Below are 15,013 nucleotides of genomic sequence, written 5' to 3' on the forward strand. Positions count from 1 at the left end.
CCTCAGCCGTGTGGCCGCCACCGTGTCCCGGGCGTGTGGCCGCCACCGTGCCCTGAGCGAGCGGCCGCCCACCGGCCTCAGCCGTGTGGCCGCCACCGTGTCCCGGGCGTGCGGCCGCCACCGGCCTCAGGCGTGCGGCCGCCACTGTGCCCTGGGCGTGCGGCCGCCACCGTGCCTCAGGCGTGTCCTCGCCGCTACCGGCCTCAGGCGGGCGGCCGCCAGCGGGCTCAGCCGGGCGGCCGGTGCCCCGCGGGTCCCTCCCGCATCCCGCGGTAGACCTCGGCCGCCGCGCGTGAGAAGCCGTCCGGCACCCCGAGTTCGGCCATCGCCTCCGCCGCCTCGTCCATCTCGCCGGCCCAGCGCCAGGCCGTGGTGCCGGCCTTCGCCGACAGCGCCGAGAGCCGCTCGTCGAGGTCGAGGCCGTTCCTCGCCAGTTCGGCACGCAACTCCGCGTCCACCCCGGCGCTCCGGGCCGCACGCTCCATCAGCGCCCAGATGGTCGGCAGCGCCTTGCTCTGCAACGCGAAGCACGCCTTGAGCGCCGAGGCGCGCCCCGGTTCAGCGCCCAGCGTCCTCGCGGCGAACGGCGTGCCGCCGAACAGGGCCGCCACCGCCTCGGCGTGCTGCCCCGAGAGCCACAGCACGCTCCGTCCCGGCTCCCACGCGGGAGGCCCGATCACCGCGCCGTCCACCACACGGCCGGGACCGAACAGACCGGCGATCCGCCGGACGGTCGCGGGGGAGACCGCGTTGGCGTCCACGTACAGGGGAGGGCGTGCGCTCGCCGCACCGTCCGCCAGCGCGTCCGCCACCCGCGCGGCCGTGTCGAACGCCGCGTGAGGCGGGCAGATCGAGACGATCAGGTCGCAGCGGCGTGCCAGCGCCGCGATGTCCGGCACGGCGACGAGGTCGGCGAGTTCCGCGCGTTTCGCCGTGGCGTCCGAGCGACCGGCCGCGGCCCAGAGCACCTCGCCCGACGATGCCTTGAGCGCGGCCCCGAGTGCGGCGCCCATCGCGCCGGGGTGCAGGACGCCGACCACCGGCCGCTCACCGCGCCACCCCGCCCCGGCCTGTCCGTCCTCGCCCATCGCGGCCTCCTCGTCGGGGTGTTCCGCCATTGTCCACCAGCCGTCGCGCGCGCTGGGGTGCGTCCTGATCACGGTGGTGTCCGATCCCTTGACCGCCCCAACGGCGCACATTACATTCATTCCGCATGACAGAACGATAATTTCATAATGCGGAAATAGCGGAATTTATCGAGTAGTTCTCGTACCACCTCCCTGGAGCGAAAGTGTGCGGCCACGGCCGACGCTGGAGGACGAACGGAGGAGCCGCAGTGGCAAAGATGCCCGGGTTCAGCAGGTTGAGCACCACAGGTGACGCGCCGACAGGGAGGACCGGGGAGCCGGCCGCCCCGCACCCCGTCGACGAGAGACTGCCGCCGCTGCGGATGGCGGCCACCGGTCTCCAGCATGTCGCGGCCATGTACGCGGGCGTCGTCGCGCCGCCGCTGATCGTCGGGGCGGCCATCGGCCTCTCGGCCAAGGACCTCACCTTCCTCACCGGCGCCTGCCTGTTCACCGCTGGCCTCGCCACGTTCCTCCAGACGCTCGGCGTCTGGAAGATCGGGTGCAGGCTGCCGTTCGTGAACGGGGTGACGTTCGGCGGTGTGGCCCCCATGCTCGCGGTCGTGCAGTCGACGAAGGACAAGCACGACGCGCTCCCGGTGATATTCGGCGCCGTGATCGTCGCGGGACTGCTGGGTTACATCGCCGCGCCGTACTTCTCCCGCATGGTGCGGTTCTTCCCGCCGGTCGTCACCGGCACGGTGATCACGCTGATAGGCGTCTCGCTGCTGCCCGTCGCCTTCGAGTGGATGCAGGGGCCCGACGCGGGCGCCAAGGACTACGGCTCCCTCGGGAATCTCGCCCTGGCCGGGGTCACGCTCGTCATCATCCTGGTCCTGCGCCGCTTCACCGGCGGGTTCGTCAAGCAGATCGCGGTCCTGCTCGGCATGGTCGCGGGCACGCTCGTCGCCATCCCGTTCGGCGCGACGGACTTCGGTCCCGTCGTGCACGCCGATGTCGTCGGCTTCCCCACGCCCTTCCACTTCGGCGCGCCGCAGTTCGGGGTGGCCCCGATCGTCTCCATGTGCATCGTGATGCTGGTGTGCCTGACGGAGTCGACGGCCGACATGCTGGCGCTCGGGGAGATAGTGGAACGCCCCGCGGACGAGCGCACCATCGCGGCCGGCCTGCGCGCCGACACCCTGGGATCGGCGCTGAGCCCGCTGTTCAACGGGTTCATGTGCAGCGCGTTCGCGCAGAACATCGGCCTCGTCGCGATGACGAGGATCCGCAGCCGCTTCGTGGTGGCGGTGGGCGGCGGCTTCCTCGTGTTGATGGGCCTGTGCCCGATGGCCGCGTCGCTGATCGCCGTCGTACCGCGGCCGGTGCTCGGCGGCGCGGGCGTCGTCCTGTTCGGCTCCGTGGCGGCCAGCGGCGTCCAGACGCTCACCAAGGCGAACCTGTCCAAGGACAACAACGTGATGATCGTCGCCGTGTCGCTGGCCGTCGGGCTGATACCCATCGCCGCGCCCGACTTCTACCACGCCTTCCCGGACCGGGCGAGGATCGTCCTGGACTCCGGCATCTCCACGGGGTGCGTCATGGCGGTACTGCTCAACCTGCTGTTCCACCACACCGGCAAACGCGCACGCGTCGAGACGGTGGCCGCGGCGATGGAACCGGCGGCGGAGATCCCGGCAACGGAGATACCCGCGCCGCGGACGCAGGTGAGCGCGCCGGGCGGGGCGACCTGACCGGCGGGCCGGCGGGCACGCCGGCCCGCGGGCGCGTCAGGACGCGGCGCGCCGCAGAGCGAGCAGGCTGACCAGGTCGTACGCCACGTGGGACGCGGCGACGGAGGTGATGTCCGCGTGGTCGTACGCGGGCGCCACCTCCACCACGTCGGCGCCGACGATGCGCGTGCCGTTCAAGCCCCGCAGGATCTCCAGCAGTTCGCGCGAGGTGAGGCCGCCCGCCTCGGGCGTGCCCGTGCCCGGCGCGTGCGCCGGGTCGAGCACGTCGATGTCGACGGAGACGTACAGCGGACGGTCCCCGATCCGCTCACGCACCTGCTCCACGATCTCGTCCACGCCACGGCGCATCACGTCGGCCGCGGTCACGATGCCGAAACCGAGGCGCTGGTCCTCATCCAGGTCGGCCTTGCCGTACAGAGGACCGCGGGTGCCGATGTGGCTGAGCGCCTCCGTGTCGAGCAGCCCCTCCTCCACGGCCCTGCGGAACGGGGTGCCGTGCGTGTACGGCTCCCCGAAGTACGTGTCCCAGGTGTCCAGATGGGCGTCGAAGTGCAGCAGCGCGACCGGGCCGTGCAGCCGGGCGGCCGCACGCAGCAGCGGCAGCGACAGCGTGTGGTCGCCGCCGACCGTCACCACCGAGGCACCCGTCGCCGCCAGCTCACCCACCTCCTGCTCGACCGTGGCGACCGCCTGGCCGATGTCGAACGGGTTGACCGCGATGTCACCCGCGTCCGCGACCTGCACCGCGGCGAAGGGGGACACGTCGAGCGCCGGGTGGTACGGCCGCAGCAGGCGGCTCGCCTCGCGGACGGCCGCCGGGGCGAACCTGGCGCCCGGCCGGTAGGAGACACCGCTGTCGAAGGGGATGCCGACCACCGCGACGTCGGCCCGGCCGACCTCGTCGAGCCGCGGCAGCCGCGCGAACGTGGCGATGCCGGCGTAGCGGGGCACGACGGAGCTGTCGACGGGGCCGACGGGTGCGGAGCGCGGACGGGTGCCGGCCGCCTCCCCGGATGAGGTCATCGGGTCGGCGGCGGGGCGCGGGTCGGCAGGGGACACGGGACGGGCCTCTTCCGTACGGGGGTGGCGGGACGCGGCCCCGCGGGGGCCGCCGCCGAGCAGCCTAGGCAGGACACCGGGCGCGGTCACGGGATGAATCATCCTGGACTGCGGCATGCATAGGATGAATCGGCCCAGACATGCACCGCCGTGTCTTCCCCTCGCCGGCCGGAGCCTGCCCATGGACGCCGTACCACCCGAGGAACCCCAGGCCCCGGCCACGGACGAGGACGGCCCCGACGCCATTCCGTCCCTCGCGCTGCGCACCCTCGTCGACGACCCCACGCTCGGACTCGTGTCCGTCACCTCACAGGCGCTGCTGACCAGGCGTGTCAGCTGGGCGCACGTGAGCGAGCTGCCCGATCCCGGCCCCTACCTGCTGGGCGGTGAGCTGCTGCTCACCGCCGGGCTGGCGCTGCCCGCCGACCCTCGCCCCTACGTCGACGAGCTGGTCTCCGCCGGTGTCGCGGCGCTCGGGCTCGGACTCGCGCCCGTGCACCGCTCGGTGTCCGGCGCGCTCGCGGCCGCCTGCGAGGAGCGGGGACTGCCGCTGCTCACGGTGCCGGAGGCCACGCCCTTCCACCGGGTCGCCCGTACCGTCGCCGCCGCGCTCCAGCGGCGCCACACCGAACAGCTGCTCGCGCTCGCCGAGGCCCAGGCCGCGATCACGGGGGCCGCGCTGCACAGGGACGCGCCGGTGCCCGCCGTCCTGGAGGCGACGGCACGCGCCGTCGGCGGCTGGGCCGCGCTCCTCGACGCGGACGGCCGCACCCTCGCGACCACGTCCAGCGCCCCCGAGCCCGGCGACGCGGTCCGTGAGCTGGCCGTGCGGCTCGCCCGTGGGGACGGTCCGCGCAGCGCCGTCGACCACACGGAAGGCGGACGGATCGCGCTCCACCCCGTGGAGGCGGCGGGCGCCGCGGTGCGCGTGCTGCTGCTCGGCGGCGCACGGCCGCCGGTGGCCGCCCGGCGTGGCGCGGTCGCCGTGGCGGTGGGGCTGCTCGGGCTACTCGCCCGAGGCGAGCGGAGCGTGGACCAACAGGGCGCGCTCGCGGCCCTGTTGCTGCTCGGCGACGACCCGGCGGAGCGGGGGCGCGCCCGGGAACTGCTCGGCGAACTGCTGGCCGGGACGGAGCCGGAAGCCGGCGGTTCGGAGAGCGGCACCGGCGGTTCCGGCGGCGAAGAGCCCCCGCGGGCAAGGGTGCTGCACGCCAGGCGCCCGCCCGGAGCCGCCGCGGAGGCCCGCCCTCCGGGCCCGCTCGTCGACGTGCGTACGAACACCCTGCGCGGGGTCGTTCCCGCCGCCATGGGGCGGCCGGAACTCGACCGGCTCCGCGAACGCGGCGACTGGCTCGCCGTGCTCAGCAGGCCCGTGAGCCCCGGCCAACTCCCCGCGGCCGACCGGGAAGCCGGGCTGCTGCTGCGGCAGGCAGCCGCGTCCGGCACCCCGCTCGTGGCGGGGGAGGACGGCCTCGGCATCGCGGGGGCGCTCGATCCGGCGCTCGCGGGGGAGTGGGCGCGGCGGACGCTGCGCCCACTGCTCGACGACCCGGAAGGGCGCGGCGGCGCCGAACTGGCCGAGGTGCTGCGCGTTTGGCTGTCCTGCCACGGCGGCTGGGACCGTACCGCCCAACTCACGGGACTGCACCGCAACAGCGTCCGCCACCGCGTACGGCGCGCGGAGCAATTGCTCGGCGCCGACCTTTCGGACGCGACCGTACGGGCCGAACTCCTCCTCGCACTTGGATGGTGGCCCGGCCCGCCGCATTCCTGACGCGGTATTCGATGACGGCATCTTCCTTGTGGCGGCGATCATCTTTTCCCCGTCCTTTTGATGGCGCGTCAGAATTGATTGGCTATGCCGTGCGATGCAGGTTCCGCTTTGCTGACCGGCCTTCAAACTGTGCGTTCCCTATGAGACGGGCAGGTGCCGCCATATGGCCATGTTTGTCCTATTAGTACCTAAGGGGTCTTCTGGGGTGTTCGGGTAACTTGTAGGTGTCTGGCGCGTGTTGTGAGGGCCAGTTGAGTGCCCAATCGGTGATATGTGTCACCTGCCCGGCGTCTTGCCGCTTCCTGTAGCCCGGCCATGTGGGGCTTGTGTGCGGCGTGTTGGGATTCCGTAAGGCAATCCGGTGATCGCCTCGTCCCTGGCTTTGAGTGCCCGGAGCATGGCTGAGCGAATTCACAACTTGTTTCGCCGCGAGGTCTTCGCTTACGTTCTCGTCATTCCGGACAGACCGCCGAATCCTGCCGCTGTCCGGATACCTCAACCATTCATCCATTCGGCAGGAGCGGGGGACCCAGGTAAGCCGCCGAGCCGCGAACGCGGATCGGCTAGGGGTGAAGCCGCATTCGTGCGGCCGGGCATCTCCAGCCCGAACCCGACAGCTCACCTCGCAGGCGACGGAGAGGAATTCAGCATGCCCAAAAAGGCCATTCACCGCCGTCCCATGCCCCGACCGCTGTCCCGCGGACTGATGGCGGCAGGTGTGGGAAGCGCCGTGTTCGCCGTCCCGCTGCTGACCGCCACCGGCGCCAGCGCCGCGCCCGTCGCGCAGTCGGTGAGCCACGAAGCGGCCGTGCACCAGGCGCCCAAGGCGCCCGCCGCGGTCAAGGCGGCCGCCAAGAAGGCCGCCGCCCCGTACACCGTCGTCAGCGGCGACTCGCTCTACAAGATCGCGACCTCGCACTCGCTGTCCGGCGGCTGGAAGAAGCTGTACCAGGTCAACCGGGACGCCGTCGGCGGCAACCCGAACCTGATCCACCCCGGTCTCAAGCTCACGCTGCACGGCGGTGCCGCCCAGACGTCGGCGCACAAGGCGACGGGCTCCGGCTCCGAGCACAAGGCCACGACCCTGAAGGCCCAGAACACCGCGGACTCCGCCCCGGTCGCCAAGGCGCCCGCCGCGCAGACATCCACCAAGCAGGCGTCCACCACGACGTACTCGGACAACCTGGACGGCTGGATCAAGCAGTCGCTGGACATCATGGCCCAGCACGGCATCCCCGGCAGCTACAACGGCATCTACCGCAACATCATGCGGGAGTCGTCCGGCAACCCCCAGGCGATCAACAACTGGGACTCCAACGCCGCGCAGGGCACCCCGTCCAAGGGCCTCCTCCAGGTGATCGACCCCACGTTCAACACGTACCACGTGGCCGGCACCTCGATGGACCCGTACGACCCGGTCGCGAACATCACCGCGGCGTGCAACTACGCCGCCGCCATGTACGGCTCGATCGACAACGTGAACGGCCCGTACTAGACGGCACGCGCCACCCGGTGGCGTCGCGCGGCATCGGCGGATGCCGCGCGCGCCGCACAGGTGGCACGGCGCCCCTCCTCGGCGCCCTGACCGGGACGGCTCAGCCCGTCCTGATCAGGGCGCCGAGTCCTTTTTGTTCGGGGATGCCGCGTATGCCTGAGATGGCGTCATCGGTACGCCGTTGATCTCGACGGTCTTGTACTTGCTGACCTTCGCGCACGACGTCGAGTCGTCCGCGTGCTCGACGTGCGCCCCGGAGACGGCCGCGTGCGTGTCCGCCTTCGCGCCGCCGGAACCGGACCCGCCGGGGAAGGACGTACCGCTCGTCCAGTCCGCGCCGATGGTGAGCACGACGCCGGGCGTGCCGGTGGACGACAGGCGCGAGGACGGCAGGCCGAGCGCGTCCGCCACGGTCTGGGCCTGCGCCTTCTGCCCCGGTCCGTAGGCGAGCTCGGTCTTGGCCTGCGGGGTGCTCGCGTTGCCGTAGGTGCCGTGGCCGAACCCCTTGGCGGTGAGCGCGGCGCCGACCGCCGCGGCCCGCCCCGAGGTGCTGGTGCCGTTGTCCACGCTCACGGTGACGTCGGAGGGTGCGACCGTGGCGGACGGCGAGGGGCTGCTGCCCGAGCCGCCGGAGGCCGGCGACTTCGACGCCCCCGTCTTCTCGCCCGCGGACGTCTTCTTCCCGTCGGGCGACGTCAGCGGCTTGTCGTTGGCGATCGCCGCGAACAGCGCGGACGCGCTCGGCGCGGGAATCACCCGGTTCGCGTTCGTCGGGGACGTGCCCGTCTGCATCGTGGTGAACGTGATCCGCTTCGGCGGGACCTTGTTCAGGTCGTCGGCCAGGCCGATCAGCTTCGCGATGCTGCCGAGACCGGTGTCCACGGTCATCGCCTTGGTGGCCGTGTCGGCCAGCGCGTAGACCTTGGTGGGATCGCTGAGTGTGCCGGCGCTCTTGAGCTTGCGGATCATGGCGCTGAGGAAGATGTGCTGCGCGTACGTGCGGCTGAGGTCGCTGCCGTCGCCGAGGCCGTGCCGCGTCCTGACGAACTCGAGCGCCGCATCGCCCTTGAGTGTGTGCTGCCCCTTGGAGAGCTTGAGGTGCGAGTAGGTGTCGTAGACGTTGTCCGACACACACACCGACACACCGCCCACCGCGTCCGACATCTTCACGACTCCCGCGAAGTCGAGCATGACGAAGTGGTCGATGGTGATGCCCGTGAGCTGCCGCACGGTCTTGACCTGGCAGGCGGGCCCGTACTGCAGGGCGCTGTTGATCTGCCCCTCGTAGCCCGGTGTCGAGGGGGCGCCGTTCGTCCCCTGGCAGGCGGGGATCCGCGTCATCGTGTCGCGGGGGATGCTCATGGCGGTGGCGTTGGAGCGGTCCGCCGAGATGTGCACCACCATCTCGACGTCGGCGTTGTGTCCCGCCGTCGAGTCGCTCGACCCGCAGCCGCCGCCGAGCTTGCAGTCGTCCTTGGAGTTCCTGCCGTCGGAGCCGATCACGAGCACGTTGATCGGGGTCCTGCCGAACGAGTCGGCCTTCTCCTTGCCGCCGCCACCGATGGCGACGCTCTTGATGTTGCCGCTGAGGTGCTCGTACAGGTAGGCGCCGCCGCCCGCGGTGATCAGCACCAGCGCGGAGATCACGCCGAGCACGATCCGCAGGACGCGCTTGCGCCGCGACGGCGGCCTCGCGCGACGGCGCTTGCGGCCGCGGTCACCCGCGCGAGCGGCCTTGCGGGCCGCCGCCCTGCCGCCGCCGGGCGGCTCCTGGCCGGTGCCCGCCGAGGGCGGACGCGCCGTGCCGTCCCTCGACGTCCGCTGGCGCGGCGGGCCCGGGGGACGATGCCGCGTCGCCTGCCGGGAAGGCTCTGCGTCCCCCGGGTCCTTCATCTGCGCGCTCCCTGTCCGTCAGTGGTCGTGGCCGAGTGCGGACGGCCCGCGCGCGATGTCGCGGGTCGTCGTCGCAGCACGGGCCGCACTCTGCAGGATGCACAGTGGCGCGCGAAGGTTGCGGGCGGCGTGCGGGAGCTTCGTCACGCCCGCGGGTCCCGGACCGTTTGCGAGCATGCGACGCCACCTCCGACTGCGACGGGTACACCAGCGGCCCGGCCGCGCCGGGGACCGCCCACACCCTCGCACGTCAATCTGTGGAGGTCCACGTCGGAGGGGCCCGGGGCCCTCTCGGACGCCTCGGCCGACGGTCAGATCACCGCCGCCTCGGTCGCCTCGGGCGCGAACAGCTCCTCCGGCGTGCGCAGCCGGTCGGAGAGCCCCTGCTCGTGGTGGTAGCGCAGGAACGTCGACAGCGCCGTGTGGTTGGCGCCCCCGAGGCCGTACGCCCAGTAGTCCTCGCCGAGCAGCGTCCTCGCCTCCTCGAACTGCGAGGTCAGCCAGGGCAGGGTGAAGCGCAGCGCCGACGTGTCGTACAGGCCCGCGTACGCCTCATCCTTCGCCGCGAGCAGCGCCTTGTAGAGCGACTGCGCGACCCAGCGGTTCGCCTCGTACACGTCGCGCCGCACGGCGACCACGTGCATGATCGGGAAGATGCCGGTGTCGGCGTAGTACTCCTTCTCCGCCGCCATGAAGTCGGGGAACACCCGCCGCACGCGCGGGTCGCCGGCCACGAAGGGGCTGGGGATGCGCGGGGTGCACAGCGCGTCGATCTCGCCGCTCGCCAGCATCGAGGACAAGGTCGCGTCGCCCGCGATCGGGCTGATCCGCAGCGAGCCGGGCAGCGGGACCTTCGCCTTCTCCACCCGCCCGGCGCTCTCCTGGCCGCCGGTGCGGTACGTGACCGAGTCGAAGGGCACGCCGTGGCGGTCGGAGAGGATGCCGCGCATCCACACGTTCGCCGTCAGCTGGTACTCGGGGCTGCCGACCACCTTGCCCCGCAGGTCCTCGGGGCGCTCGATGCCCGATCCCGCGTTGCAGTACAGCGCGCCGTGCCGGAACATCCGCGACGTGTACACCGGGAGCGCCACGAACGGCGACGGGTCCTGCCGCAGCGAGAGGACGTACGAGGACAACGACAGCTCCGCCACCTCGAACTCCTGGTGGCGCATCATCCGGAAGAACGTCTCCTCCACCGGCAGCCGCAGGTAGTTGAGGTCGATGCCGTCCGGCCTGATGGTGCCCTCCTGGAGGGCGCGGGTGCGGTCGTAGTCGCCGCAGGCCATCGTCAGTCGCAGGCGTGACATGCGCCCGATCACCTTCCCTGTGCCGTGAGGAGCGCGTCGAGCCGGGGATAGACGCGGCGCGCGTTCGTCTCGTAGACCATGGCGAGCTGCTCGGCGGTGAGGCCGGCGCCGTCCACGTACCCCTTGGTGTCGTCCCACGCGATCCCGGTCGCCGGGTCGACGCCCCGCACGGCGCCCAGCATCTCCGACGCGAACAGGATGTTCCCGGCGTCGACGACCTGGGTCAGCAGGTCCACACCGGGCTGGTGGTAGACGCACGTGTCGAAGAAGACGTTGTTCCTGAGGTGCTCCGCCGGGTCCGGGCGCCCCATCCGCATCGCGAGGCCGCGGTAGCGGCCCCAGTGGTACGGGACGGCCCCGCCGCCGTGCGGGACGACGAAGCGCAGCCCGGGGAAGCGGCCGAACAGGTCGGCCTGGACGAGTTGCATGAACACCGACGTGTCGGCGTTGAGGTAGTGCGCGCCGAGCGTGTGGAACGCGGGGTTGCAGGACGACGAGACGTGCACCATCGCCGGCACCCCGAGGTCCTCCATCACCTCGTACAGCGGGAACCAGTACGGGTCGGTCAGCGGCGGCGACGTCCAGTGCCCGCCCGACGGGTCGGGGTTGAGGTTGCAGCCGACGAACCCCAGCTCCCCGACGCAGCGCCGCAGTTCGGCGATCACACCGTCGAGCGGCCCGTTCGGTGTCTGCGGGAGCTGGCACACGGCGGCGAAGTGCTCGGGGAACAGCAGCGACACCCGGTGGACGAGGTCGTTGCTCGCCTCGGCCCACGCGCGCGCCGTCTCCGGGTCGGTGACGTGGTGCTCCATGCCCGAGGCCTTGGGCGAGAACAGCATCAGGTCGCCGCCGCGCTCCCGCAACACCTTCAGCTGGTGGTTCACCACCGACTCGCGCAGCGCGTCGTCCGTGACGGGCGCCATCGCGGGGGCCGCCCGGCCCGGCTCGTCCAGGCGCGCCAGCTGCGCTTCACGGAAGGCCGCCAGCTGGGGCGGCGCGGTCGTGTAGTGGCCGTGGCAGTCGATGATCACCTGGCCGTCACCCCCGGGCCGTCCTCGCGTCCCGACGGGTCCGCCGGCTCGGCGTGGTCGGCGTGGTCGGCGTACGTGAGGCCCTTCGCGGCGAGGCGCTCCCTCATCGCCCCCACGTCCAGGCTCAGTTCACCGCGTGCGTAGCGCTCCCGCGAACGCGCCTCCTTGTCCTCGCGCGCCCGGCAGGCCTGTGCCACCTCGGCCGCGTCGCGCCGCGGCACGGCCACGACGCCGTCGTCGTCCGCGACGATCACGTCACCCGGATCGATCCGCTGCCCGGCGCACACCAGCGGCAGCCCGACGTCGCCGAGCGTCTCCTTCACCGTGCCGAACGCGCAGACGTGGCGCGACCACACCGGGAATCCCATCGCGGTCAGCTCGGCCACGTCACGGCACCCGGCGTCGATGACCAGGCCGCGCACACCGCGCGCGGCCACGGCCGTGGCGAGCAGCTCGCCGAAGTACCCGGCATCGGAGGGCGACGTGGGGGAGACCACCAGGACGTCGCCCGGCCTGCACTGCTCGACGGCCACGTGCAGCATCCAGTTGTCCGCGGGTGGCACGCTCACCGTCACGGCGGAGCCCGCGATGTGGCCGCCCGCGAAGACCGGCCTGAGCGCGGAGGACAGCAGCCCGGTGCGCCCCTGCGCCTCGTGGACCGTCGCCACGCCGTACCGGGCGAGTGCGTCCACGGCCGCCTCGTCGGCGCGCGGTGTGTCCCGTACGACGAGGCCGCTCATGCCGCCTCCGCCCAGGGCAGCAGGGAGACGTGCACGGCGTCCTCGCCGCTCTCGCCGCCGACGGTCCTGATGGCCTTGTCGGTGTCGGCGAGGCCGAAGGTGTGCGTGGCCAGCCGCTCCAGCGGGAAGCGGCCCGACGCGAGCTGTTCGAGGGCGAGTTCGCAGGCGCGGTAGCTGTGGCCGCGCGCGCTCTTCATGGCGATCGACTTCTCCGTGAGCTTCTTCAGCGGGAAGTCCGGGAAGGCCGCCACCTCGCCCTGGACGACCATGGTGCCCTCGCGGCGCTTGAGCGCGTCGACGCCGAGGAGCACCGGCGCGGTGCCGGCGCCCGCGGTGCAGTCGAGCACCACGTCGACGCCGCGCCCGCCGGTGAGTTCGCGCACGCGCGTGAGGGCGTCCTCCTCGCGCACGTCGATCACCGCGTCGGCGCCCAGCGCACGCGCCATCGACAGGCGCGCGGCGTCCTTCGTCGTGCCGGTCACGATGATCAGCGAGGCGCCGGCCTGCTTGCAGGCGACGACCTGCGACAGGCCCTGCTGCCCGGGCCCCTGGATGAGCACGGTGCTCGCGTAGCCGACGCCCGCGGTGACCAGTGCCCACTCGATGCCGTTCGACAACGGCGTGACGAGACCGGCCAGTTCGGCCGAGACGCCGTCCGGCACGCGGTGTGTCACGGAGTTCCACGGCAGGTAGAGGTACTGCGAGAAGCCGCCCCACAGGTGGTACGGGTTGTTCGCCGACGTGTACCCGTAGCGCCGCGCGTCGGGGTTGGTGCGCCAGTCCGTGCCCTCGCAGTGGCGGTACTCGCCCGCGTGGCACCAGGCGCACCGCATGCAGCCGACGTAGTGCTCGACGAAGATCCGGTCGCCCTCGACGAGCCCCTTGCGCTCGGTGAACTCGCGTCCCGCCCTGGCGATCACACCGACGTTCTCGTGACCCATGATCACCGGGTCGGCGAACGGGGGCTTGCCGTACATCTTCACGTCGGTGCCGCAGATGCCGGCGACCTCGACCTTCAACAGGGCGCCGTCGGCCGGGACGTCCGGCATGGGGAACTCGCGCAGCTCCGTTGTGCCGGGCCCCGTCCTGACCGCCGCCAACACCTGCTCTGCCATGACCTCTCCTCACCGTGGGGACGCGTGCGCCGGGGCCGTTGTGCGATGGCCCGCGTGCGCCCACACTCTATGGCCTTATGGACTGACCATGCTACCTTTCGGGTGCGACAGGTCCGCGCGCGACAGAATCGAGCAGACGACATGGCCGACCGCCGACTGACGGCAGTGACCCGCACCCAGGGCGGCAACGAGGCGCTCAAGACCGGGGAGGTGACGCCGGCCGGCTGGGACTTCGCGTTCGAGGAGGTGCCCGTCCTCGTGCACGCCTTCCGCCGGATGGTGCGCGGACTCGAGTTCGACGTCACCGAGATGGCGCTCACCACGTACCTCGTCGCCAAGGAGCACGGCGCGCGCTTCACCGCCGTCCCCGCGTTCCTGGTGCGCGGCTTCCACCACGGCGCGATCCATGCCAACCCCTCGCGGTGGCCCGGCATCCGGCACCCCAAGGACCTGGAGGGCCACCGGGTCGGCGTGAGTAGGGGCTACACCGTCACCACGGGTGTGTGGGCGCGCGCGGTGCTCCAGGAGGAGTACGGCGTCGACCTGTCCGCCATCACCTGGGTGCTGTCGGGCGACGAGCACGTCGCCGCGTACGAGCCGCCGTCGAACGTCGTGCGGATGCCGGCCGGCGCGAGCCTCGAACAGATGCTGCTCGACGGCGACCTCGCCGCGACGATCGGGCCCGCGCCCGACGCGCCCGCGATCGTCCCGCTGATCCCCGACCCGGTCGGGGCCGGGTACGCGGCGCTGCGCTCGCGCGGCTTCTACCCGATCAACCACCTCGTGGTGGTCAAGGACGAACTCCTGCGCGAGCGCCCCGAGTTCGGGTTCGAGGTCTTCGACGCGTTCGCCCGCGCCAAGTCGCTCTACGTCGACCGGCTGCGCGCCGGCGCGATCGCGGAGCCGACGGCCACGGACCGCATGTACGCGCGCGTGCTGGAGACGACCGGCGAGGACCCGCTGCCCTACGGCATCGAGCCCAACCGCGCCGTCCTCGAAACGCTGGTGCGGCACGCCGTCGACCAGCGGATCCTGCGCGCGCCCGTGAAGCTGGAGGACGTCTTCGCCGAGACCACGCTGGACGTGACGGCCTGATGCGGATCGCCATCACGGCCGACCACAACGGCGTCGCCCTGCGGGCGCGGCTCGTGGAGTGGCTCGCCGCCGAGGGTCACACCGTGGACGACCGCGGCGGCGCGCCCGACGCGGCGAGCGTCGTCGACTACCCGGCGCTGTGCGCGGACGCCTGCGCCGAGGTCGTCGCGGGCCGCGCCGACCGCGCCCTGGTCCTGGGCGGCAGCGGGCTCGGGGAGACGGTGGCCTGCAACAAGATCCACGGGATCAGGGCGGGGCTGTGCCACGACGTGTGGAGCGCGGGGATCTCGCGCGGCAACAACGACGCGAACGTGCTGGTGCTCGCCGCGAAGACGCTCGCGCCGCGGGCGGCCGAGGAGGTCGTGGCGACCTGGCTGACGACCCCGTTCAAGGGCGGCGTCCACGCCCGCAGGGTCGCGCAGATCGCAGCACTGGAACGCGGCGACCCGCTACCCTGACGCCGCCGCGCGGTGCCGTGGCGCCCGCCTGACCGACGCGGGACGGCCCCGCCCGCCCGCCGTTGCCGCCGGGCGGCTGCCCGACGGGAGGCGCTGGCGCTGTGCCCCGCACCCGCACCCGCGGCCGAGCACCGGACCGTAACGGCAACCGGGCTGCGCCCGCGAGCCGCGCAGGGCGGCAGCCCGAGACCCGCCGTGCGCGGCCCGGTTGCCCGACGGGGCAGT

Annotated in this window: 12 protein-coding genes and 1 riboswitch; of the genes, 5 read left to right on the forward strand and 7 right to left on the reverse strand. The window is 72.4% G+C overall.

Annotated elements, in window-relative coordinates; all coding sequences use genetic code 11:
• Nucleotides 1–227: 227 nt before the first annotated feature.
• On the reverse strand, nt 228–1,199 hold the full coding sequence (locus JFN87_RS26560) for a DUF1932 domain-containing protein (protein WP_209343892.1): 972 nt from the start codon (nt 1,197–1,199) through the stop codon (nt 228–230).
• A 146-nt stretch (nt 1,200–1,345) separates the two neighbouring features.
• Between JFN87_RS26560 and JFN87_RS26565 the strand changes: the two genes are divergently transcribed.
• Nucleotides 1,346–2,821, forward strand: a complete 1,476-nt coding sequence (locus tag JFN87_RS26565) for a nucleobase:cation symporter-2 family protein (RefSeq protein WP_209343910.1) — start codon at nt 1,346–1,348, stop codon at nt 2,819–2,821.
• A 36-nt stretch (nt 2,822–2,857) separates the two neighbouring features.
• On the opposite strand, the gene speB is transcribed toward JFN87_RS26565, so the two are convergent.
• Nucleotides 2,858–3,844, reverse strand: a complete 987-nt coding sequence (speB, locus tag JFN87_RS26570; RefSeq protein ID WP_209343913.1) for an agmatinase — start codon at nt 3,842–3,844, stop codon at nt 2,858–2,860.
• Between the two features lie 217 nt (nt 3,845–4,061).
• On the opposite strand from speB, the gene JFN87_RS26575 reads away from it, so the two are divergent.
• The gene (locus JFN87_RS26575) at nt 4,062–5,654 is read left to right on the forward strand and encodes a PucR family transcriptional regulator (RefSeq protein WP_209343894.1); all 1,593 of its coding nucleotides are present in this window, start codon (nt 4,062–4,064) and stop codon (nt 5,652–5,654) included.
• A gap of 465 nt (nt 5,655–6,119) precedes the next feature.
• Nucleotides 6,120–6,301: riboswitch (cyclic di-AMP (ydaO/yuaA leader) on the forward strand.
• Between the two features lie 2 nt (nt 6,302–6,303).
• Nucleotides 6,304–7,149, forward strand: coding sequence for a LysM peptidoglycan-binding domain-containing protein (locus tag JFN87_RS26580; RefSeq protein WP_209343896.1), 846 nt, complete (start codon nt 6,304–6,306; stop codon nt 7,147–7,149).
• A gap of 114 nt (nt 7,150–7,263) precedes the next feature.
• On the opposite strand, the gene JFN87_RS26585 is transcribed toward JFN87_RS26580, so the two are convergent.
• From JFN87_RS26585 to JFN87_RS26605, 5 genes are all read right to left on the reverse strand, one after another.
• Complete coding sequence (locus JFN87_RS26585; RefSeq protein WP_209343898.1) at nt 7,264–9,042, reverse strand: LCP family protein; 1,779 nt, start codon at nt 9,040–9,042, stop codon at nt 7,264–7,266.
• A gap of 311 nt (nt 9,043–9,353) precedes the next feature.
• Nucleotides 9,354–10,349, reverse strand: a complete 996-nt coding sequence (locus JFN87_RS26590) for a substrate-binding domain-containing protein (protein ID WP_209343900.1) — start codon at nt 10,347–10,349, stop codon at nt 9,354–9,356.
• A gap of 8 nt (nt 10,350–10,357) precedes the next feature.
• Nucleotides 10,358–11,380 carry an amidohydrolase family protein gene (locus JFN87_RS26595; protein ID WP_209343902.1) on the reverse strand — a complete coding sequence of 341 codons (1,023 nt, stop codon included), beginning with the start codon at nt 11,378–11,380 and terminating at the stop codon, nt 10,358–10,360.
• Nucleotides 11,377–12,120 (reverse strand): 4-carboxy-4-hydroxy-2-oxoadipate aldolase/oxaloacetate decarboxylase, encoded by a 744-nt coding sequence (locus tag JFN87_RS26600; RefSeq protein ID WP_209343904.1) that lies wholly within the window; start codon nt 12,118–12,120, stop codon nt 11,377–11,379. Before JFN87_RS26600 ends, JFN87_RS26595 begins: the two co-directional genes overlap by 4 nt.
• The gene (locus JFN87_RS26605) at nt 12,117–13,235 is read right to left on the reverse strand and encodes a zinc-dependent alcohol dehydrogenase (protein ID WP_030903024.1); all 1,119 of its coding nucleotides are present in this window, start codon (nt 13,233–13,235) and stop codon (nt 12,117–12,119) included. Before JFN87_RS26605 ends, JFN87_RS26600 begins: the two co-directional genes overlap by 4 nt.
• A gap of 141 nt (nt 13,236–13,376) precedes the next feature.
• On the opposite strand from JFN87_RS26605, the gene JFN87_RS26610 reads away from it, so the two are divergent.
• Entirely contained in the window at nt 13,377–14,330 is a 954-nt protein-coding gene (locus tag JFN87_RS26610; protein ID WP_209343906.1) for a substrate-binding domain-containing protein, read from the forward strand.
• Complete coding sequence (locus JFN87_RS26615; RefSeq protein WP_209343908.1) at nt 14,330–14,788, forward strand: RpiB/LacA/LacB family sugar-phosphate isomerase; 459 nt, start codon at nt 14,330–14,332, stop codon at nt 14,786–14,788. Before JFN87_RS26610 ends, JFN87_RS26615 begins: the two co-directional genes overlap by 1 nt.
• Nucleotides 14,789–15,013 lie beyond the last annotated feature (225 nt).

Source organism: Streptomyces montanisoli (genome assembly GCF_017813245.1).
GTDB lineage: Bacteria > Actinomycetota > Actinomycetes > Streptomycetales > Streptomycetaceae > Streptomyces > Streptomyces montanisoli.

What these genes read in the sequence shown, in the direction of transcription:
- JFN87_RS26560 (WP_209343892.1), bottom strand. Translation starts at nt 1,199, where the DNA reads ATGTGCGCCGTTGGGGCGGTCAAGGGATCGGACACCACCGTGATCAGG.
- JFN87_RS26580 (WP_209343896.1), top strand. Translation starts at nt 6,304, where the DNA reads ATGCCCAAAAAGGCCATTCACCGCCGTCCCATGCCCCGACCGCTGTCC.
- speB (WP_209343913.1), bottom strand. Translation starts at nt 3,844, where the DNA reads ATGACCTCATCCGGGGAGGCGGCCGGCACCCGTCCGCGCTCCGCACCC.
- JFN87_RS26590 (WP_209343900.1), bottom strand. Translation starts at nt 10,349, where the DNA reads ATGTCACGCCTGCGACTGACGATGGCCTGCGGCGACTACGACCGCACC.
- JFN87_RS26575 (WP_209343894.1), top strand. Translation starts at nt 4,062, where the DNA reads ATGGACGCCGTACCACCCGAGGAACCCCAGGCCCCGGCCACGGACGAG.
- JFN87_RS26585 (WP_209343898.1), bottom strand. Translation starts at nt 9,042, where the DNA reads ATGAAGGACCCGGGGGACGCAGAGCCTTCCCGGCAGGCGACGCGGCAT.
- JFN87_RS26600 (WP_209343904.1), bottom strand. Translation starts at nt 12,120, where the DNA reads ATGAGCGGCCTCGTCGTACGGGACACACCGCGCGCCGACGAGGCGGCC.
- JFN87_RS26565 (WP_209343910.1), top strand. Translation starts at nt 1,346, where the DNA reads ATGCCCGGGTTCAGCAGGTTGAGCACCACAGGTGACGCGCCGACAGGG.
- JFN87_RS26605 (WP_030903024.1), bottom strand. Translation starts at nt 13,235, where the DNA reads ATGGCAGAGCAGGTGTTGGCGGCGGTCAGGACGGGGCCCGGCACAACG.
- JFN87_RS26615 (WP_209343908.1), top strand. Translation starts at nt 14,330, where the DNA reads ATGCGGATCGCCATCACGGCCGACCACAACGGCGTCGCCCTGCGGGCG.
- JFN87_RS26610 (WP_209343906.1), top strand. Translation starts at nt 13,377, where the DNA reads ATGGCCGACCGCCGACTGACGGCAGTGACCCGCACCCAGGGCGGCAAC.